Here is a 19,378-nt window from a genome sequence, read left to right on the forward strand (position 1 = left end):
CTTTCGAAAGTTCTCCATGCGCGCCTTTGTTATCGGCAATATCGCACTTGATGAAACCTATTCCATTGCCGCGCTGCCCGAGGCAGGCGCTTCAATCTTCGGCGAGCAGGCCTCGCGCAGTCTGGGTGGCAAAGGCTGCAACCAAGCCATCGTTCTTTCGCGGTGCGGTGTCGAAACCACGTTGGTCGCCGCCGTCGGCAGGGATGACCGCGCCGTTGCGATCAGAGAAGCGCTTGCCCGCGAACGCCTGACACCAAAACTCATTCCCGTCGACAGCACCAGTAGCGATATTTCCATCATTCTGACGACCCCGGACGGCGAAAACTCGATCATCACCACCCGGTCGGCAGCCGCAGCGCTTGATAAAGACGCGGCTCTGGAGGCATTCGGTGATGCCGTATCGGGTGACCTCGTTGTCCTGCAGGGCAATCTATCGGAAGAAACAACCCTCGCCATTCTCCATGCGGCGAGATCAAAGGGGCTGACGACTGCCTTCAATCCTTCGCCCCTGCAACCCTGGTTCGCAAGCGTCCTGCCGCTCATCGATATCGCCGTCCTCAATCGCATCGAGGCAGAGGTGCTATCAGGCGAGAGTGGCGCTGCGGCCGGCGCTTTTCTGCTGCGGGCCGGCGTCGGCCTCGTTGTCGTCACACTCGGCGGACAGGGCTGCGTGCTCGTGTCTGCCAATGGTGCAATCGAGGTGCTGGCCGCGCCCGCCACGATTGTCGACACCACGGGTGCCGGCGATTGCTTCGCGGGTGTTGCGCTCGCCTCCGCCACGCGTCGCGGCGTCGCGGTGGATGCGCGTGCCCTTGAGGATGCCGCGAGGGCCGCAGCCATCACGGTCGGCCGCCGTGGCACGCAGGACGCCTTTCCCAGCCATGAAGAACTGACAACCATCCTGCGGGCCTGAGCCTGCCGATCACGGCTTTTCCGTCAGCCAGCCGAGAATGTTCTTCCACAGGCGCCCATAGCCGTCCCACTCGCAGAAGGCGGGAGAGAGCCAGTGGGGGCCGATGTCCGAGGTCCATGCGGCCGTGCGGCCCTGGCCGAAACGTCCGGTGACGAGCAAAGGATGGGAACCCTGATCTTCCGGCAGACGGGCAACCACCTCGACATCGGCGCGGTCACGCACCTCGACCTCGTTCACCCCCAGCAGAAGCGGCCATTCGCCGGAAAGGCCTGCGACGGTTGGATGGTCGGGTTTAAGAATATCGGCTGTCGAGCCCTCCGGAATTTCCACACGGTCGTCCCACGGAAGGCAGGTAACGGGAAGGGTGTCTTCCACCGGCGTGCGACGCCAGCGCGCCTTGCCGTCGATGCCCTGGAAGGAAAAATAGCCGCCGACCATCAGCAGGCCACCGCCCTTTTCCACCCATGCCTTGATGAGCTTCAACCGGTTCGGCACGGTCTTGGATTGCAGCCAGACGGCGGGTGGCAGCAGGAGCGAATTCGCACCGATATCCGAGAGAATGATGACGTCATACGCGTCTAGCCCGGCCATCTCGAAGGGGAACTTTTCCACCGCATCATGGGCTGTCATGTAAGTCAGCTCATATTCGCTGCCGTCTAGCGCTTTCACCAGCGGCTCGGCACCGAGGTGAAACGTCACGCTGCCAAATTGATCGAAGCCCTTGTAGTGGGTGGCGGAGCTGACCCAGCTTTCACCGACGAGGAGCACTTTTTTTGTCATGATCTTTCCATTTCCATAGTTTCGTCAGGTCTTTGCCTGGAAGACCGAGCGCGGATTATCCCGCATGAGGGTTTGAAGGGTGGCGTCGTCGAGCCCGTACCGCTTCAGGCGCGGCAGGAAGTGCTTGAGAATATAGGCGTAGCCATTGCCGCCATATCGCGTCAGCATCATTTTCAGGAAGACGTCGTGGGAAAGCAGAATGCGGTCGAGGTAACCGCCCTCCGCCAGCGTGACAATCGAACGGGCGGCATCCTCGTCGCTGGGGCACTGCACCTGCTGGTCGGCATAGAAAAAATCCATGCCGATCATGTCATATTCGATAAAGGCGCCGCGGCCTGCGAGTTCGCGCTGGTAGGTAATATCCGCGTGGGAAGGGTTCATATGGCAAAGAACGGTGTGGTTCAGATCCGCACCTTGCTCCGCGACGATGTCGAGAACCTTATGCCCCAGCCGCAGCCATCCCGGCAGATGAACCATCAGGGGCAGGCCGGTGCGAACATGCGCCTGCGCCGCTCCCCGCAGGGATTTTTCCTCCGCTGCCGTGAAATCCGCGGAAACACCGATTTCGCCGATCAGGCCGATGCGGACATCGGTCCCATCGACACCGTGGAGCGCCTCGTGCACGATCTCGTCGGCTATGGCTTCGACCGTCAGCCCGGCCACCTTTTCGGGGTGAGAGGACGCAAGGTAATAACCCGCCCCCATGACGATATTGAGCCGGGTTGCCTCTGAAATCCTGCGCAGCGCCAAGGGATTTCTGCCGATACCCTGACAGGTCGGCTCAACAACCGTCTGTCCACCGGCCGTGGCGAAATCCTTCAGTTCCGCAATCGCCAGCGGTTCGTCGTCAAGCGTGATATTGTGCTTGTTGACGAAGGGATCCTGACGCAGCTCACCGAGGATTTCCATGCAGACGAATCCCTCGGCAAGATATTGCCGCTCCGGTGTCTTGGGGGCGTGCCACCAGCAACGGCAATCGTTGAGGATGTGCTCGTGCATCAGCGTGACGCCGAGTTGATCCGCAGCGATTGCGCCGCGCACGGTCATGACCTTTCCCGACCGGATATGTCCTTCAGACAGTTCCGTGGTCATCGCATCAGCCCTTTCTCTTCGCGCCCAGGCGGAAGTTCGCGGTGAAGATGCGCGTATTGAGCCAGATTGCGGCAAGGATGATGGCGCCCGTCACGATCTGGGTGAAGAAGGGAGAGATGTGCATGAGGATCAGACCGTTGCCGATCACGGCGATGGTCATGGTGCCCAGCACCGTGCCGAGAATGGTGCCTCGGCCGCCCATCAGCGATGTGCCGCCCAGAACCACGGCCGCCACCACCTGAAGCTCGAACCCGACTGCCGCATTCGAGGATCCAGACCCCAGCCGCGCCGCAATCATCAGGCCGGCAATGGCCGAGGCCACGCCCGCAGCCAGATAGACGGAGGCGAGAATCCATTTGGCGGGCATTCCCACACGGCGCGCAGCTTCGGGATTGGAGCCGACGGCCACGACGCGACGACCATATCGGGTGCTCGAAAGAACGATATAGGCAATCACGGTGACGACGACGCCGATCAGGGCGGGCACAGGCATGCCGAGGAAATCACCCCGCCCGAGGTAAAAGAAACCGGGTGCTTCCGGTATCGGCACGGAATAACCCTGCGTGATATAGAGGGCAACGCCGCGCAGGATGGAGAGGCCGGCAAGCGTGACGATGAAGGCTGGAATGCCCTGATAGGTAATGAACCAGCCCTGCACGAGGCCAAGGCCGCCGCCGAGCACGAGCATGGCGACGACAACCAGCGGCCAGGGGTAACCGGCTGCAAGCAGGATCGCCCCGACGGCATTGATCAGGGCAACCATGGAGCCGACGGACAGATCGATACCGCCGGTGATGATGACGAATGTCATCGCGACGGAGACGATCAGGATAGGTGCGGCCTGACGGACGACGTTCAGAAGATTGCCGGCCGTCAGAAACGTATCCGTCGTCGTGGAGAAGAACACCAGGCAGAGGGCAAAAAAGGCCGCGATGGAAAGCACCTGCGCATTTTCGGCAAAAAAGTCCGAAAGCGGTGAGCCTTTGGCGCGTTCAGTATAGACGGTCAATGACGTTGCCCTCCCACGATCAGCCTTACGAGATCCTCAAGGCTGGTGTCGTTGATCTGGCGCTCCGCCACCTTGGTGCCCTCATACATGACGGCGATGCGGTCACAGACCCGAAAGAGATCCTGAAGGCGGTGGGTGATGAGAATGACCGACACGCCCTTCGCCTTGACGCGATTGATGAGCGAAAGCACCGCTTCCACTTCCGCAACGGCGAGCGCGGATGTCGGCTCGTCCATGATCAGGACCTTGGGATTGAAAGAGGCCGCCCGCGCGATGGCGATTGCCTGCCGCTGGCCACCGGACAGTTTTTCCACCTTCGCGGTGAGACGCGGAATGCGGATTTCCAGCGCATCCAGCATCTTGCGGGCTTCCGAAAGCATGGTTGGCCGGTCGAGAAACGGCCCCCTGGTAATCTCGCGTCCGAGGAAGAGATTGCCGACGACGTCGATGTGGTCGCAGAGGCTCAGATCCTGAAAGACCATTTCAATGTTGCGGTTACGAGCATCGGCGGGGCCTGAAAAGCGAATGGCTTCGCCTTCCATCGTGATCGTGCCTTCATCGGGTATGTAGGTGCCGGAAATCACCTTGGTGAGGGTGGATTTACCGGCCGCATTGTCGCCGACGAGACCGAGGCACTCGCCAGGGAAGATATCGAGATCGACGCCGCGAAGCGCCTGATGCGAGCCGAATGTCTTGCGGATATTGCGCAGGGAGATACGCGCTTCACGGTCGGGCTGCCGGGAGAGAATATCTCCCCCGGCGCCGTCGACAGCGCCTGTGTGCTGTCCGGCCGCAATCATTTGAAGACCGCGCGGTAGGGTTCGACGTTGGCCTTGGTGACGATGGTAACCGGCACGGCGATGGTCTTTTCAACGGTGCCGCCGTCGGAGACGGTCTTGAGCGCCTTGACCGCCGCTGCACCCATGGCGGAAGGATCCTGCTGGATGACGCCTGCGACATAACCCGCATCGATGCCGGCAATCGCCTGTTTGGTCAGGTCCCAGCCAAACACCTTGATGTCTTTCTGCTTGCTCTGGCTTTCAACGGCGGCGACCGCTCCAAGAAGAGCCGGTTCACCCGTGGCATAAATTGCGGTCATATCAGGATTGCCGGTGATGAGGTTTTCCGCTGCCGACAGAGCGGTGTCCTGAACGTTCTGGCCATCGACGACGCCAGCCGTCGTGATGCCGGACTTATCCTTGATCGTGTCTTCAAAGCCCTTCTGGCGGATGTTCTGGATGAAGGAGTTCAGCGCGCCGACGACGCCGATCTTTGCCTTGCCGCCCATGTCCGACTTCACGTAGTCGAGGAAAAATTGCCCCATGTCGGCACCCGCCTTGCCATTGTCGACGCCGATCTGCGCTTTTTGCGGCCCTTCCGGCAAAATGGCGTCAATCGCGACGACGGGAATATTGGCGGCAGCAGCCTGCTTTACGGCCGGCATGATACCGTTGACATCGATGGCGACCACGGCAATGCCGTCCACCTTCTGCTGGATATAGGTCTCGATCGCGCTGTTCTGGGCGGCGGGATCATTGTTGGCGTTGAAGATCACCAGCTTGACGCCGGCTTCCGTGGCGGCCTTTTCCGCGCCTTCATTCATCTGGTTGAAAAACAGCGCCTGCTGGTTGATCTGCACCAAGGCGATTGTTTTTTCGGCGGCGGTGGCAAGACCGGCAGACAGGGTCGCGCCGGCAAGAACGGTCGCAGCGAGCGCTGCGGAAAAATATCGACGTTTAAAATTCAGCATTATCGTTCTTCCTCTGTTGGTTTCGTTGCTTTTTATTTGATCGCGGGCGGCGCAACGGATTCACGCACGACGATTTCGACGGGCAATAGCTCCTCTGACAGCAAAGGAGGTTCCTGGTCCCAATTGGTTTCGAGCAAAAGCGACAGGGCGCGTTGGCCAATGGCGCTGACAGGCTGGCGAATGGCGGTGAGCGGCGGGGCAAACAGATGCAGCGGTCCGACATCATCGAAACCGATCATCGACACATCTTGCGGGATACGCACGTCTTCGGATCGCAGAACTTCGATGAAGCCGATGGCGATTTCGTCCGAACTGGCGAAAACAGCCGTTGCCGGGCGCCCCTCATCCAGAAAGCGGCGCGCGGCAGCCCGGCCAAATTCCACTGTATATGCGCCGCAATATCTGGAAATCGAAAGCTCTGCCTCCGCCACCCGCTCGGTGAGAGCAGATTTTAGACCGCGAAAACGACGCTCCGTACTGATCATGTCCTCTGGTCCTCCGACATAAAGGACATGTTTATGCCCATGCATAGCCAGATGCGCGCCAGCCAGACGACCGCCCTGCTCATTGTCGCAGAAGAGTTTCGGCACGGTGGCGCCGGGCACGTCTTCATCGACCACCACGACCTTTCCGGTGGTATTGATCAGCTCCGCCAGTTCATCGGTATTGGGGTGGTTCGTGATGAAAACGAGCCCATCGACATGATTGCGGGCAAGCAGACGAAGATAGGACAATTCCCGACCCGTACGGTTCAGCGTGGCGAAAAGCGAAAGGGCAAGTCCTCGCCTGTCGGCTTCTTCTTCCACGGCCGCAACGAGCATGCCGAAAAACGGGTTTCCAATATCAGGAACGACAAGGCCGATCGTGTCCGAGCGCCCTCGGCTCAAACGTCTGGCATGGGGATTGGGCACGTAATTGAGTTCACGGATCGCGGCCTCGATGCGCGCTTTCGTTTCTGGCGGCAGCTCCAGCGTGCCGTTCAGAAGCCGCGATACGGTCGCAACTGAAACGCCTGCCGCCAAGGCGACATCTTTGAGGCTGGTCGCAGGGTTTCGCGCCATCACACTCCCGCTTTCTGTTCCACTCTACCGGGTCTTTTCGACCTCTGTTTGGCTTGTAAAGCGATTTACTAAACCGCTTTACAAAAAAGTCTAAAAGCTAGGCCGAGTCAACACGGTTTTATAGCCTCTTTAAAATTTGTCTGTTTCACCGGAGCCGGATCAGGGGACCTGAAAGCCCATGGCGGAGCCTTGCAGCTTCATTTTTCTCCAGAATCTCGAATAGATAGAGACACCCAGGCATGGCGGGTCTCCTCATAAACGCTCTGCGTGGGTTCCATGGCGCTTGAATCTTCAAAACAGCCCAAGGCGATGGCGACGAGCCTGGGCCGAAATTCCGGTAACCAATAAACCGTGGATCCGCAGGCGGGGCAGAAGCGGAACTCCAGGTTCTTTCCGCTATCTCCGGGCCGCATGTAGGTTTTGTACTCTCCCGACGCAGTGACTTGATCGGCTTCATAAAACACTGCGACGCCGAACGCTGAGCCGGTGCGATGCTGGCACGCACGACAGTGACAAACGGATACCTTGCGGGGTTCTCCATTTGTCACGACAGTTAGCTGACGACATGAGCAATGGGCCAAGCGCACAATGTTGTTCCCAGTTCTGAACCCGGACTTTTCGGCTCCGAATATCCCCGCCACAACCGTATCGGAGCAGTCGATTTTGATAAAGGTAACAGTCGGGAAGAATATCAGAACTTTTGCGCCGACATGTCGAAGTAGGGATAAGGAGGCACTGACCCTTGCCTACCAAGCATCTTCGTAGATTCTGGCGGCATCGGACAGCGACACCGTGCGTGGATTGTTAACCAGCAGGCGTGTCTGTTCCATCGCATTTTCCGCCAGCAAGGCAAGCCCGTCTTTTGGTATTCCAACATCTCTCAGTCGCACCGGCAGGTTCAGGCGCACGGGAAGCAAGGCCAGCCCTTCCAGGAAGCCGGCAAGTCGTCCTGACCTGTCGGCAGGCTCCAGCTGAGGAAAAAGACATGGCGCCAGTTCCGCATAGGCATCGCCGCACACCGTTGCGTTGAAATGCAACACATGCGGCAGGACCAGGCTGTTGGAGAGCCCGTGTGGAACATGATAGAGACCGCCAATCGGGTAGGCGAGAGCATGAACGGCCGCCACCGGCGAGTTGGCAAAGGCCTGACCGGCCAACATCGCACCAAGCAGCATGGCCTGTCTGGCAACCATGTCGGTCCCGTTCTTTACGGCGGCCTCGATATTTGCTCCAAGTAGCCGGAGCGCCTCTTTGGCAAGTGTGCGGGAAACAGGATTGTTGTTCGCGCTTGCGGAGGTGAAAGCCTCGATGGCGTGGACCATCGCATCAATTCCCGTCGCCGCCGTTACCGCCGGAGGAAGGCCGACTGTCAGACTTGCGTCCAGGATGGCCGCATCCGGCAGCAGGGTTGGCGACACGACGCCCTTTTTCTGGTGTGCATCCGTGGTAACGATGGAAATCGGTGTGACTTCCGATCCGGTGCCTGCCGTCGTCGGAGCCAGCACCAATGGCAGGCGTTCACCGGTCACCTTGCCGACCCCGTAAATATCGCAGAGCGCTTCACCGCTCCTTGCCAACAGCGCCACGAGTTTTGCGACATCGAGCGATGAGCCGCCGCCGATGCCCAGTATGCCGGTGGCCCCGAATTCGATTGCACGCGCCACAGCGTCGTGGATGACGGCTTCCGGAGGATCAGCGACAACGCCGGTGAAGATCGACGTTTCGGCCCCGCCCTCCGAAAGACTTGCAAGGGCGGGCTGAACAAGCCCAGCCCTGACGACGCCATCGTCGGAAATTACCAGAATACGCGACCCAAGCCCGGTCTTCAGCTCCGAAAGTCTTGAGATACTACCGGGGCCTGCGATTATCTGCGGGACGGTTGCGAATGTGAATGTGGACATCTTATCGGTCTCTCACTCATGCCATTTGACGAGATGCCGATAGTGATGCGGCTGGCGCATAAGGACAAGACCATTTCGCCGGACAATGTTCGTCGGATAGGGTGCATCGGAGTTGGTGGTGTCGGCTGATGCGGCCGCAATCCCGTCCTCGTCCACAATTGCCGGTTTCTGGCGCGGAAAGCTGCGGAAACCCGGCCGCAACACAGCATTTTTTGCCCAAATACACCCGTTGTGCATCCAGCATGTCGTTCACCGAAATCAAGGGCATCGTCGGTTTCGGAGACTGACCGTTACAACCCATCTCCTATCGTGACGCGTTCATCGGGACTCGCCTCGAAATCGGGAAGCGCTAGACCTTCATCCCCATCGCGCAGTGCCGACAGCGATAACAGGGCCGGTTGCCTGACCAGTCGGCGAGCCGCCGAAAGGTTCGACGCTGATGGCGAAGGTTGTGCCTTCGGTGATGCTGTTGCGCATGTCGGCGGGGATGATGAGGTCGCCATTCGTTCCGGGCTGGAAAACGCCGAGCGAGCGGGTCTTGCCGCCGTCCATCACCAGCCACAATTCCAGTGATTTTTCGTCGGTCTTGCCGGTTGCAACAGGCACAATCCGCATCCGTCCGGATTCCGCGTCGTAGGAGGCAAGGAGATTGACCTGGCTGTCCGTCGTTGCAAGTTCGGCCACCAGCGGTGCGGTGCCCTGCCGCTTTTCGGGGAAGGCGGCGTAAACGACGGCGGCAACGGCGGTTGCGCTGGTGGCAACCGAAATCCAGCGCCACAAGGATGCGGAATTCCACAGGCTGCCATTGGTATTGACGGCCTTGCTTCCGAACAGTCGTTGTTCGATACGCTCAAGAACAGTGGCGCTCGGTACGTGCTCCTCGTAATCGGCATTGAAGTCGGAAAATTCCGCTTCCCAACGCTGTACCAGCTGTGCGAAGGCCGCGTCGTCCTGCATGCGTCGTTCCAGTTCCCGACGCTTTTCAAGCGGCAGGACGCCCAGAACATATTCACCGGCGAGGATATCGTCGCGCGAATGCTTGCCGCCGCTCTGTTCGCCCGTGGTCATCGCTGCATGCACTCTCTGAGTTTGAGGAGACTGCGTCGTAGCCAGGTTCTGACCGTGTTGAGCGGCACGCGCAATTCCTCGGCGAGTTCGAGATAACTCAAGCCCTCGACATAGGCCCGGCGAACCGCCTGCGCGTGTACGGTCTCAAGTTCGCGCATGCAGTCTTCGATCCTGCGGCCTTCATCGGCGAGAACGATCTGCTGCTCAGGATCGCGGACGCTCTCGTCGGCAAGATCGTAGGCTTCCTCGATGTCATCGGTTATGGGCTTGCGCGCCCGGATCGTGTCGATGGCATGGTTGCGGGCAATGGCGGCAAGCCATGTGGTGGGTTTTCCGGCACTGGCGGCGAATGTTCGGGCCCGCTGCCAGACCTTGATATAGATTTCCTGCAGAGCCTCTTCGGCTTCCGTCCTGTCCCGCAGGATTTTCAGGCAGATTGCGAAGAGCTTCGGACTGGTCGCCTGGTAAAGCGAGACGAATGCTGAACGATCACCCATGCCGACGCGGTTGATAAGGCTTGCGATCTCTGTGGCCTGCATTCGAACCTTCCTTGCTGCGTCTCCCTTATAGAGCCGTCTTTCGCAGGAAGACAAGAGATGTATGCCGGGAACCCGGCAACGGATACGCTGCAGGGGTATCGGAACGAAGCTGCCGGTAAGAGAGGATGTCGTCATCACAGGCCCGCCGGATTTTCCAGCGGGCCGACGAGCCGCGCCGTTATGAGATAGCCGATTGTGGCCGCCGCTGCGGAGACGAAGGTTCCCCATAAAAGATCGGCGACGGTCAAGGTCGTGGACCAGCTTTTCAACGTCGCCTGATTGGTCAGGTCGTAAGTGGCGTAGGCCATGAAGCCGACCACCGCGCCATAAAGCAGCGCGGTCGTCCATTCCCCCGTCTGAAAGGCCGGGCGAACCGCAAGAAAGGTCAGGCCGGCGGCATAGATGAGGTAAAAGACGACCGCTGGAGCAAGCCTGAAATTGTCCGCCAGAAGATCGCCGATAGCCGGGCGGTAAAGGCGCGACGCCATCGTACTCAACCAGATGAAATCGATCACCAGAAAGGCGACGAGGGTAACAAGGTATGCCGCGAAATAGGTCTTCATCGGTGTTTTCCTTTGCAGGACATTGATGCGGAAGCGAAGATGCGAGGGCAAAGCAATGTGGAGATGTGGCTAGTCGATCCTTGTCCAGTTTATGCCCTTGCACAGCAGACCGGCGACGATACAGCCTTTCGTGGTCATGCCGTTGCCGTTCACTGTCACTGTTATACTGTAGGACTTGTCACGCTGGGGGTCGAAAGCGGTGCCGGAATAGCTGCCCGCCTCTGTCTGCTTTATGTCCATGATCAACTGGTCCCCGGTTTTTTCTTTCGGGGTTCCCGGCTTGATCCAGGTATTTGTGGCGCAGATATTTTCGCCGCAGGGCGCGATCATTACTTTCGCCTTGCCGTCTCCGCGCGCCCAGTTGCCGTCGATATCGGCCGCCATGGCGCTGGATGCAACCAGCAGTGGCCACAGGACGGAAGCAGCTGTCAATCCATTGATCATCATTGTCTCACTCCGTAGTTTGGTCCCGCCTTATCCGTGTTCGATGGTGTAGAATCCGACGTTTATGGTCCCCTCGGCAAAACCTGCCTCGCAATAGCAAAGGTAATAATCCCAAAGCCGCCGGAAGCGGTCATCGAAACCGAGCAGGGATATCGTCTGCCACCGCGCATGAAAACGCTGACGCCATTCGGCGAGCGTGAGCGCATAGGACTGGCCAAAAAGCTCCTTATCCGTGAGCTTCAGGCCGGCCTTGCCGACCGCCTTTTCGAGCGCGTCATTCGAGGGCAAAAAACCGCCGGGAAAGATGTATTTCTGGATGAAATCCGCCTTACGCCGATATGTATCGAAGCGGCTTTCTTCAATCGAAATGATTTGCAGCACAGCGCGGCCGCCGGGTTTCAGGCATCTTTTCAGCGTTTCGAAATAGCTTGGCCAATAGGCTTCGCCGACTGCTTCGAACATTTCGACGGAGACAATCCTGTCGAATTGGCCATTCAGGTCACGATAATCCTGCAGTCTCAGATCGATGCGGTCCGTGCTGTCGGCTTTTTCCGCTGCATTTTTTGCCCATTTCAACTGGGAGGGGGAAAGGGTGATGCCGGTGACGTTGGCTTTGGCCTGGGTGGCAAGGTGAATGGCGAGTGCGCCCCAGCCGCAGCCGATCTCCAATATGTTTTCGCCGCCACTCAATTGCAGTTTATCGACGATACGTTCCAGTTTTTTCAGTTGGGCGGCCTCGAGCGTCGATGCCGTGTCATCGAAGATCGCCGATGAATACAGCATCGAAGGATCGAGCCATTGCCGGTAGAACTCGTTGCCGAGATCATAATGTGCTTCGATATTGCGGCGGCTGCCCCGTCTGGTATTGGCATTCAACCTATGCGCAGTGCGGTGGAGAAGGCGCATGGGCAGGCTGCCGCGCATCGACCTTGTGAACGCCTCGCGATTTTGGGCCGCGAAGCGAATAAGCGCCGTCAGATCCGGTGTTGTCCAGTCGCCTTCGATGAACCCCTCGGCAAAGCCGATGTCGCCGTTCAGCAGCATTCGCCGGAGCGCGCGCCAGCTATGCAGGACAATGGTCGCCTCGCTGCCATTTGTTGCGCCGGATTTTTCAATGAAACCGCCGCCGGGAAGAATAACATGTAATCTTCCTCGGTCGATATTGCTCAACAGCCGGCTGATGAGCCACATGCCAGGGCTGATGCGGCGGTCAAGACGCGTATTTTTCACCGATGATTCCGTGAGATTGTCAAACGGGGTCATGAATTTTGGCCTCGGTTTGCGACGATGAAGGATGAAGGAAGGAGACTGGACTGGCAGGCGGCAGCGGACGTTTTCTGAAACGCACACCCTTCAGCCAAATTTTCAGCGCCTCCCAATGAATGCCCAGAATGACCTTGAGCGTCAGGAGGGGGATGGCGAAGAAAGCTTTCACAAGTGCGCTGTCCGTCAACTCGACACGTCGGGCCAGATGGCGGGCGGTCAGGACCAGGCCGTCATCGTCGAAAGTCTCGATGACGATTTTCAGCCTGTCGCCGGGTGGGGTGACGCGGAAAACATAACGGAGATCCATGTCCATGAAAGGCGAGACATAAAAGGCCTTTTGGCATCGCTGGACGATCTCGGTCGATTTGCCGGCTTCCACGGGGATCAGGTATGCGTGTCTCTCGCCAAACGTGTTGTCCACTTCCCAGAGGATAGCTTTGAGCGACAAGTCGCGCCCGTAACAGAAGAAGACACTGAGTGGGTTGAAGGCCCAGCCGAGCACACGCGGCATGGTGAGCAGACGTATCGGTCCTCCGTCCACCGGCATGCCTGCCGCCGTCATGGCTGTTTCGATCTGCTGGCGCAGCCCGATGGCGCTGCGGCTGCCGCGGTCCCTGCTGTGGAATGAGAAAAGGTTGAACCGGTCTACGGAGAAAAACCGCAATTTTCGGTCAAGCACATTCAACTCATCGAGGTCGAGGAGCAGCGAATAAATCCGGTAGGCGAGTTTATGGGTTTTCGGCTTGAAACGCGCATGCGTTACATGGCCAGGAAAAAGCGCCGAGTTGAGGGGGGACGTCATGCCATCACCTCCATCACTTCCGTGCCTGCCGCAACTGTCGCCAAATTCAGGCGAATGATCCGGCCATTGTCATCGGCAACCTTCCATGGGCGGGATACGCCGCCAAGATCTTCGGCGACGGCGAGGCCGGCCTGGAGGCCGTCCTCGTGGAAACCGGATCCGAAATAAGCGCCGCAGAACCAGGTGTTTCGCAGGCCCTGCAAGGCCCATAGCTCCTGACGCATCTGTTCGGTGCCAGCGTCAAAAACCGGATGGTGATAGGTTTCCTCTGCGATGATTTTTCCTTGATCCGGTTCCCGCGCCGGGTTCAGCGTTACGAAAACGTCCGGGATTTCGCCCAGCGGCTGAAGCCTGTTCATCCAGTAGGTAATGCTCGGCTGGCCCGTTTTAATGCACGTGTCCGCCACATAGTTCCAGCTTGACCAGGCAGCGCGGCGGCGCGGCATGAAGCTGCTGTCGGTGTGAAGCACGGCGCGGTTTTGGGTATAGGTAAAAGCGCCGAGAATGCGCCGTTCGGCGCGTGTTGCGTCGGCAAGGATGTCGAGCGCCTGATCCGCATGGGTTGCGATCACCACCTCATCGAAGCGCACGGCTTCGCCGTCCGCAGTAGTGATTTCGACGCCGTCCGGCAGGCGGTGGATGCGCTTCACCGGTGTCGAGAGGCGAATTCGATCCGCAAAAGGCGCCGTGATGCGTTTCACATATTCGCGCGAGCCACCGACGACGGTGCGCCAGACCGGCCGATTGCGCAGCAACAGCAGGCCGTGATTGCGGCAGAATTTGATGAAATGCGCCGCCGGATAACGGCCGACCTCCATGGCCGGCGTGGACCAGATGGCCGCAGCCATGGGATAAAGATGATCGTCGCGAAACGCTGAACCATACCGGTTGCGGGAGAGATATTCATCGAGAGACAGATCGCCCATCACATGCAGGTCGCGTGGGGCGTTGCGGTAAAAGCGCAAAAGGTCCGCAAGCATCGCCCAGAAACGTGGCCTCAGGATATTGGACTTCTGGGCCAGCAGGCCAAGGCCGGTTCCGCCGGAATATTCGAAACCGCCATCATCCAGAGAAACAGCGAAAGACATGTTCGAAGCCGCCGTGGCCACGTCCAGTGTTCGAAAAAGAGCGGTGAGATTGGGATAGGTCTGCTCGTTGTAGACAATGAATCCGGTGTCGACATGGACTTGTCCGTGGTCCGTCCTGAACGTCACCGTATTGGTGTGGCCGCCGATGCGATCAGCAGCTTCGAAAACAGTTACATCGTGCCGTTGCGACAAAAGCCAGGCCGCCGACAAACCGGAAATTCCCGTTCCGACCACGGCGATGCGGCGCCGGCTTTGTTGTTTTTTCGCTTCGGTGTCGACCATTTTTCCTCGCTATCGCATTGCCAATCCAGTCTTTGGGTCTGCGACATGTACGAGGAGGGCGCCCGATCAGTTTCACCGGCGCATTGATTTTCTGAAATTTTGTTCGACGCCTGAAACTCTTTTGCCGGTTCGGTCGTATTTCCCATCACGAAACCCGACCTCAAACTGTTCACAAGGGCGAGCAAAGTGGTGATATTTTCTGTTGTCCTGGCGCTGGCCATTCTTATGTCGCTTCTGATGGCAGGCGCCTGGGCGTTGCAGAGAGCAACCGGTTCAAGCGGCTGGATCGACACGGTGTGGGCGGCGAGCGTCGGGCTTGGCGGAATTTTCGCTGTTGTTTTCGCCGGCGGAGACGGCTGGCGGCGTGGCGCTACACTTTTCCTGGTCGTTGTCTGGTCCCTGCGGCTTGCCGGCCATATCGGCATGCGCACGCGAGGAGGCGGGGAAGATCCCCGTTATGCAAAGCTTATGGAGCAATGGGGGAGCGCTGCCGCCCTGCGGCTCTTCATCTTCCTGCAAATACAGGCAATCGCTGCTTTTGTGCTCGTTCTCGCGGTCTATCTCGCCGCAAGCAACACCCATGGTTTTCCGCGTATCGTTGACGTGATCGCCATGGTGCTTGCCCTTGGCGCGCTGGCAGGCGAAGCGCTCTCCGACGCCCAGCTCTCGAAATTCAGAAAGACCGCAGCGGCAAAAAACAGTGTCTGCGAAACCGGCCTGTGGCGTTATTCCCGCCATCCCAATTATTTTTTCGAATGGCTTTTCTGGTGCAGTTTTCCGCTGCTGGCCATTCAGGGGCCGGCCTTGTCATGGGCGTCGCTCGCCGCACCGGCGATGATGTACTGGCTGCTTGTCCATGTCTCCGGCATTCCGCCGCTTGAAGACCATATGCTGCAATCGCGCGGGGAAAAATTCCGCGCCCTTCAACAACGCGTCAACGCCTTTTTCCCGGGGCCGCGCAAGAACGAGGACAGGCCATGAACATGCTCGCACTCGCCATCAACGCCGCCGAGCGCACGCCGCTTAGCGATAGCGTGACGCTTGCCGGAATAGATATGCTCTGCGGACGGACGAAGCGGCGGCTTGCCGCCATCCCAGCCGATGCGGAAGAGGTTTTCGCGGCGGATATGGTGAAATTTCCCGTCGCCAGCCATACCGACGACGCGAACAAACAGCATTATGAAGTGCCAGCGGCATTTTTCGCGCTCGTTCTGGGAGAGCATCGCAAATATTCCTGCTGTTATTATGATGATTCAACGGCGACGCTGGATGAAGCTGAAAATGTTGCTTTGGCCAAGACCTCGGCCCATGCCGACCTTGAAGACGGCATGGATATTCTGGAACTTGGCTGCGGATGGGGTTCGTTGTCACTTTATATGGCCGGCCGTTTTCCCAATGCGCGTATCACGTCAGTCTCGAATTCCGTGTCGCAGCGCGAATATATAATCGGTCGTGCGCGAGAATCTGGGTTTTCAAACCTCTCTGTAATAACGGCCGATATGAATGATTTCACGACGAACGATCGCTTCGACCGTGTCGTATCGGTGGAAATGTTCGAGCACATGTCGAATTGGCGCGTGTTGTTTGAGCGTGTTCACGCGTGGCTAAAGCCGGACGGCAGGTTTTTCATGCATGTGTTTAACCACCGCGACCGATCCTATCGTTTCGACCATAACAATCCTGCCGACTGGATCGCCCAGCATTTCTTCACCGGCGGCATCATGCCGGCCTTTGACCTTCCCCATCGTTTCAACCAGCTTTTCACCGTCGAGCGGGAGTGGCGCTGGTCAGGGTCGCACTATCGTCGGACAGCTCTCGATTGGCTCGAAAACTTCGACAGAAAAATTGATCGCATCCGACCCATTTTGCAACAAACCTATGGCGCCGATGCGCGGCTTTGGGAAAGGCGGTGGCGATTGTTCTTCTTGGCCACCGCGGGGCTTTTCGGGCATGATGGTGGTGACGTGTGGGGGGTGGGGCACTACCTCTTGAAGGCGGTGTAGTGTTAGCGCCCCGCAATCGGCATGGGCGCGTTTCAAAAACCGCTCTCGAAACGTTTGCCGAAACGAACGTTTACATCCCCGCAATAATGAATAGGCTGGCCGCATCTTTTGAGCAGGTCGAACGTTCTTGCACAAGGAGCAGCTGGAGAAAGTTATGAGTTCAGTTACGCCGAAACTGGATAGTTGCGGCGCCGAGCCCATCCATATCCCCGGCGCTATTCAGGAGCATGGGGCTCTTCTGGTCTTGTCTGCGCGGGAATTTTCCGTGGTGCAGACCAGTGACAATTTCGCTGACTATATTGGTCGGGCAGTGCCGATCGGTGCCGTTGCAAGCGAGGTGGCGTTGCCGTTTCTCGCAGCATTGTCCGCCTGGTATTCCAGTGAAGAGAGCATTTTCCGATATGTTTGGGCCGAAAAGAAACTCGATGTTTCGGCGCATCGATCCGGCCCTCTGATTATCGTTGAGGTGGAAAAGACGAGGGAGGGCGAATCTGCTGAAAGGCTGATGGGCGAACTCACCCGTCTGGCGCAATATCTGAATAGCGCGCCGTCGCTGGAAGATGCGCTTTTTCGAACAGCGCAACTGGTCTCCGCACTCAGTGAGTATGATCGCACCCTGATTTACGACTTCGGGCCGGACTGGAGCGGCCACGTCGTGGCGGAAGCCGGTAGCGGGGCTTTGCCGTCTTATCTTGGACTACGTTTTCCGGCGGGTGATATCCCGCCGCAGGCGCGGCAACTCTATACCATCAACCGTTTGCGAATGATCCCCGATGCCAATTATCGGCCCGTCCCGGTGAGACCGCAGGTGAATGCGGAAACGGGGGCGGTACTCGATATGAGCTTTTCACAGCTGCGCAGCGTGTCTCCGGTTCATCTTGAGTATATGCGCAACATGGGCACGGCCGCTTCCATGTCGGTGTCGATCATCGTTAACGGCGCCCTGTGGGGCCTGATCGCCTGCCACCACGCCACACCTCATGCGGTGCCCCTTGCCGTGCGAGAAGCCTGTGATTTTGCGGCGCAGTTGCTGTCGATGCGGATAGCGATGGAGCAGAGTTCTCAGGATGCATCCCGCCGCGTGGAGCTTGGCCACGTTCAGGCGCGTCTGCTGAAGCGGATGGCGACTGCCGAAAAATGGGTTGACGGTCTGATTGCAGGCGACGACGAAAGAGAAGACCTGCTGAAACAGGTGGGAGCCGATGGTGCTGCGCTTATTCTTGGCGACAAATATGAACTGGTCGGCAAGACACCTTCACGGGAGCAGGTTGAAGAGCTTGTCCTGTGGCTTGGTGAGCAGGATTTAACCGATGTTCTTGCAACCGACAATCTGGCAGGCGATTACCCTGCTGCTTCGGCCTATGCATCCGTCGCCAGCGGGATTATCGCGATGCGGGTTTCGGAACTGCATGGAAGCTGGCTGATCTGGTTTCGGCCGGAGGTCATAAAAACAGTGCGCTGGGGTGGCGATCCGCATAAGACGGTGCAGGAAAGCGGACGCATCCATCCGCGCATGTCCTTCGAAATCTGGAAGGAGCAATTGCGCGGCACGGCGTCTCCGTGGTCGGAGCCCGAGCTTGCAGCCGCAAGGGAGCTGCGCAGCGCGATCATCGGTATTGTCCTGCGCAAGGCGGAGGAAATGGCGGATCTGACGCGGGAACTGCAACGGACCAACAAGGAACTGGAGGCTTTTTCCTATTCCGTTTCGCACGACCTTCGCGCGCCTTTCCGCCATATCGTCGGTTTTGCGCAATTATTGCGTGAGCGCAGCAACGCCTTGGACGAGAAATCCCTGCATTATCTTCAGATGATATCCGAGGCGGCGCTCGGCGCCGGCAGGCTGGTGGATGATCTTCTGAATTTTTCTCAGCTTGGCCGCACGCAGATTACCATGAAGCCCGTCGATATGCAGAAGGTGGTGAGCGAAGTCCGCCGTTCTCTCGATCCGGCGGTTGCTGAGCGCCAGATCGAATGGCGGATCGGAAAACTGCCGGTGATATTCGGAGATCCGACCCTGTTGCGGCAGGTCTGGTACAATCTGATCGAAAACGCCATCAAATATTCCTCCCGGGAGCCGATTTCGATCATCAGCATTTCAGCGGTTGAAGGCGAAGACGACGTCACCTATTCCGTCGAAGACAATGGTGTCGGCTTCGATATGGCCTATTACGGCAAGCTTTTCGGCGTGTTTCAGCGGCTTCAGCGTGTCGAGGATTTCGAGGGCACGGGCATTGGACTTGCGTTGGTGAGACGAATTGTCGAGCGCCATCACGGTTCGGTCGGCGCTGAGGGAACTGTCGGTGAGGGAGCCACGTTCTCCTTCCGATTGCCGATTGTGAAGATTAAAGAGGACGACATTGCCTGAACTCAGACCTATTCTGCTGGTGGAAGATAATCCGCGCGATCTGGAATTAACGCTGACCGCTCTCGAGAAATGCCAGCTGGCGAATGAGGTGGTGGTGGCGCGCGACGGCGCCGAGGCGCTCGACTATCTCACTGTCGCTGGCAGCTATCACAACCGGCCTGCCGGCGATCCGGCTGTCGTCCTTCTCGATCTCAAACTCCCGAAAGTGGACGGGCTTGAGGTTTTGCAGAGGGTAAAGGGCGCTGATCATCTGCGGCACATTCCGGTCGTCATGCTGACGTCATCTCGAGAGGAGCAGGACCTGGTGCGGAGCTACGAACTCGGCGTTAACGCCTTTGTCGTCAAGCCCGTGGAATTCACACAGTTTTTTAAGGCTATACAGGATCTCGGAGTTTTCTGGGCTCTCCTGAACGAGCCGCCACCCGGTGCACGTCGCAATGGTGGATGAGGCG

At 58.4% G+C, this 19,378-nt stretch carries 20 protein-coding genes; 5 read left to right on the top strand and 15 right to left on the bottom strand.

Annotated elements, in window-relative coordinates:
• Positions 1–16: 16 nt before the first annotated feature.
• Complete coding sequence (locus PL599_RS20365; protein WP_269823801.1) at positions 17–913, top strand: ribokinase; 897 nt, start codon at positions 17–19, stop codon at positions 911–913.
• Between the two features lie 9 nt (positions 914–922).
• Here PL599_RS20365 and PL599_RS20370 read toward each other — a convergent pair whose 3' ends face one another.
• From PL599_RS20370 to PL599_RS20440, 15 genes are all read right to left on the bottom strand, one after another.
• Positions 923–1,693 carry a glutamine amidotransferase gene (locus PL599_RS20370; RefSeq protein WP_077985269.1) on the bottom strand — a complete coding sequence of 257 codons (771 nt, stop codon included), beginning with the start codon at positions 1,691–1,693 and terminating at the stop codon, positions 923–925.
• Between the two features lie 24 nt (positions 1,694–1,717).
• Positions 1,718–2,785: a phosphotriesterase family protein gene (locus tag PL599_RS20375; protein ID WP_271359837.1), complete on the bottom strand. Its 1,068-nt coding sequence runs from the start codon at positions 2,783–2,785 to the stop codon at positions 1,718–1,720.
• A gap of 4 nt (positions 2,786–2,789) precedes the next feature.
• Positions 2,790–3,794, bottom strand: a complete 1,005-nt coding sequence (locus PL599_RS20380) for an ABC transporter permease (protein ID WP_271359839.1) — start codon at positions 3,792–3,794, stop codon at positions 2,790–2,792.
• The gene (locus PL599_RS20385) at positions 3,791–4,594 is read right to left on the bottom strand and encodes an ATP-binding cassette domain-containing protein (protein ID WP_077985266.1); all 804 of its coding nucleotides are present in this window, start codon (positions 4,592–4,594) and stop codon (positions 3,791–3,793) included. Before PL599_RS20385 ends, PL599_RS20380 begins: the two co-directional genes overlap by 4 nt.
• A complete protein-coding gene (locus tag PL599_RS20390) occupies positions 4,591–5,544 on the bottom strand; it encodes an ABC transporter substrate-binding protein (protein ID WP_077985265.1) in 954 nt (317 codons plus the stop codon). Before PL599_RS20390 ends, PL599_RS20385 begins: the two co-directional genes overlap by 4 nt.
• Positions 5,545–5,576: 32 nt before the next feature.
• Entirely contained in the window at positions 5,577–6,605 is a 1,029-nt protein-coding gene (locus tag PL599_RS20395) for a LacI family DNA-binding transcriptional regulator (RefSeq protein ID WP_269823798.1), read from the bottom strand.
• 197 nt (positions 6,606–6,802) lie between these two features.
• A complete protein-coding gene (locus PL599_RS20400) occupies positions 6,803–7,195 on the bottom strand; it encodes a GFA family protein (protein WP_077985350.1) in 393 nt (130 codons plus the stop codon).
• Between the two features lie 156 nt (positions 7,196–7,351).
• Positions 7,352–8,506 (bottom strand): iron-containing alcohol dehydrogenase, encoded by a 1,155-nt coding sequence (locus PL599_RS20405; protein WP_269823797.1) that lies wholly within the window; start codon positions 8,504–8,506, stop codon positions 7,352–7,354.
• 357 nt (positions 8,507–8,863) lie between these two features.
• Positions 8,864–9,574 carry an anti-sigma factor gene (locus tag PL599_RS20410; RefSeq protein ID WP_269823796.1) on the bottom strand — a complete coding sequence of 237 codons (711 nt, stop codon included), beginning with the start codon at positions 9,572–9,574 and terminating at the stop codon, positions 8,864–8,866.
• Positions 9,571–10,113 (bottom strand): sigma-70 family RNA polymerase sigma factor, encoded by a 543-nt coding sequence (locus PL599_RS20415; protein ID WP_269823795.1) that lies wholly within the window; start codon positions 10,111–10,113, stop codon positions 9,571–9,573. Before PL599_RS20415 ends, PL599_RS20410 begins: the two co-directional genes overlap by 4 nt.
• A 134-nt stretch (positions 10,114–10,247) precedes the next feature.
• Entirely contained in the window at positions 10,248–10,676 is a 429-nt protein-coding gene (locus tag PL599_RS20420; protein WP_137411416.1) for a DUF2177 family protein, read from the bottom strand.
• Between the two features lie 69 nt (positions 10,677–10,745).
• Positions 10,746–11,123, bottom strand: a complete 378-nt coding sequence (locus tag PL599_RS20425) for a DUF2147 domain-containing protein (protein WP_142914094.1) — start codon at positions 11,121–11,123, stop codon at positions 10,746–10,748.
• Positions 11,124–11,150: 27 nt separating this feature from the next.
• The gene (locus PL599_RS20430) at positions 11,151–12,383 is read right to left on the bottom strand and encodes an SAM-dependent methyltransferase (RefSeq protein WP_269823794.1); all 1,233 of its coding nucleotides are present in this window, start codon (positions 12,381–12,383) and stop codon (positions 11,151–11,153) included.
• The gene (locus PL599_RS20435) at positions 12,370–13,188 is read right to left on the bottom strand and encodes a DUF1365 domain-containing protein (protein WP_269823793.1); all 819 of its coding nucleotides are present in this window, start codon (positions 13,186–13,188) and stop codon (positions 12,370–12,372) included. The genes PL599_RS20430 and PL599_RS20435 overlap by 14 nt, the downstream gene beginning before the upstream one ends.
• Entirely contained in the window at positions 13,185–14,558 is a 1,374-nt protein-coding gene (locus tag PL599_RS20440) for an NAD(P)/FAD-dependent oxidoreductase (protein ID WP_269823792.1), read from the bottom strand. The genes PL599_RS20435 and PL599_RS20440 overlap by 4 nt, the downstream gene beginning before the upstream one ends.
• A 192-nt stretch (positions 14,559–14,750) precedes the next feature.
• Here PL599_RS20440 and PL599_RS20445 point away from each other — a divergent pair, with 192 nt between their 5' ends.
• From PL599_RS20445 to PL599_RS20460, 4 genes are all read left to right on the top strand, one after another.
• Positions 14,751–15,539 (top strand): DUF1295 domain-containing protein, encoded by a 789-nt coding sequence (locus PL599_RS20445; protein ID WP_142914123.1) that lies wholly within the window; start codon positions 14,751–14,753, stop codon positions 15,537–15,539.
• Positions 15,536–16,561, top strand: a complete 1,026-nt coding sequence (locus tag PL599_RS20450; protein WP_269823791.1) for an SAM-dependent methyltransferase — start codon at positions 15,536–15,538, stop codon at positions 16,559–16,561. The genes PL599_RS20445 and PL599_RS20450 overlap by 4 nt, the downstream gene beginning before the upstream one ends.
• Before the next feature lie 154 nt (positions 16,562–16,715).
• The gene (locus PL599_RS20455; RefSeq protein ID WP_271359842.1) at positions 16,716–18,926 is read left to right on the top strand and encodes a sensor histidine kinase; all 2,211 of its coding nucleotides are present in this window, start codon (positions 16,716–16,718) and stop codon (positions 18,924–18,926) included.
• Positions 18,919–19,374, top strand: coding sequence for a response regulator (locus tag PL599_RS20460; RefSeq protein WP_269823789.1), 456 nt, complete (start codon positions 18,919–18,921; stop codon positions 19,372–19,374). Before PL599_RS20455 ends, PL599_RS20460 begins: the two co-directional genes overlap by 8 nt.
• The last annotated feature ends 4 nt before the right edge of the window (positions 19,375–19,378 follow it).

The organism is Agrobacterium sp. ST15.16.055 (assembly GCF_027956555.1).
Lineage (GTDB): Bacteria > Pseudomonadota > Alphaproteobacteria > Rhizobiales > Rhizobiaceae > Agrobacterium > Agrobacterium salinitolerans.

What these genes read in the sequence shown, in the direction of transcription:
- PL599_RS20365 (WP_269823801.1), top strand. Translation starts at nt 17, where the DNA reads ATGCGCGCCTTTGTTATCGGCAATATCGCACTTGATGAAACCTATTCC.
- PL599_RS20370 (WP_077985269.1), bottom strand. Translation starts at nt 1,693, where the DNA reads ATGACAAAAAAAGTGCTCCTCGTCGGTGAAAGCTGGGTCAGCTCCGCC.
- PL599_RS20375 (WP_271359837.1), bottom strand. Translation starts at nt 2,785, where the DNA reads ATGACCACGGAACTGTCTGAAGGACATATCCGGTCGGGAAAGGTCATG.
- PL599_RS20385 (WP_077985266.1), bottom strand. Translation starts at nt 4,594, where the DNA reads ATGATTGCGGCCGGACAGCACACAGGCGCTGTCGACGGCGCCGGGGGA.
- PL599_RS20390 (WP_077985265.1), bottom strand. Translation starts at nt 5,544, where the DNA reads ATGCTGAATTTTAAACGTCGATATTTTTCCGCAGCGCTCGCTGCGACC.
- PL599_RS20395 (WP_269823798.1), bottom strand. Translation starts at nt 6,605, where the DNA reads ATGGCGCGAAACCCTGCGACCAGCCTCAAAGATGTCGCCTTGGCGGCA.
- PL599_RS20405 (WP_269823797.1), bottom strand. Translation starts at nt 8,506, where the DNA reads ATGTCCACATTCACATTCGCAACCGTCCCGCAGATAATCGCAGGCCCC.
- PL599_RS20410 (WP_269823796.1), bottom strand. Translation starts at nt 9,574, where the DNA reads ATGACCACGGGCGAACAGAGCGGCGGCAAGCATTCGCGCGACGATATC.
- PL599_RS20415 (WP_269823795.1), bottom strand. Translation starts at nt 10,113, where the DNA reads ATGCAGGCCACAGAGATCGCAAGCCTTATCAACCGCGTCGGCATGGGT.
- PL599_RS20420 (WP_137411416.1), bottom strand. Translation starts at nt 10,676, where the DNA reads ATGAAGACCTATTTCGCGGCATACCTTGTTACCCTCGTCGCCTTTCTG.
- PL599_RS20425 (WP_142914094.1), bottom strand. Translation starts at nt 11,123, where the DNA reads ATGATGATCAATGGATTGACAGCTGCTTCCGTCCTGTGGCCACTGCTG.
- PL599_RS20430 (WP_269823794.1), bottom strand. Translation starts at nt 12,383, where the DNA reads ATGACCCCGTTTGACAATCTCACGGAATCATCGGTGAAAAATACGCGT.
- PL599_RS20435 (WP_269823793.1), bottom strand. Translation starts at nt 13,188, where the DNA reads ATGACGTCCCCCCTCAACTCGGCGCTTTTTCCTGGCCATGTAACGCAT.
- PL599_RS20440 (WP_269823792.1), bottom strand. Translation starts at nt 14,558, where the DNA reads ATGGTCGACACCGAAGCGAAAAAACAACAAAGCCGGCGCCGCATCGCC.
- PL599_RS20450 (WP_269823791.1), top strand. Translation starts at nt 15,536, where the DNA reads ATGAACATGCTCGCACTCGCCATCAACGCCGCCGAGCGCACGCCGCTT.
- PL599_RS20455 (WP_271359842.1), top strand. Translation starts at nt 16,716, where the DNA reads ATGAGTTCAGTTACGCCGAAACTGGATAGTTGCGGCGCCGAGCCCATC.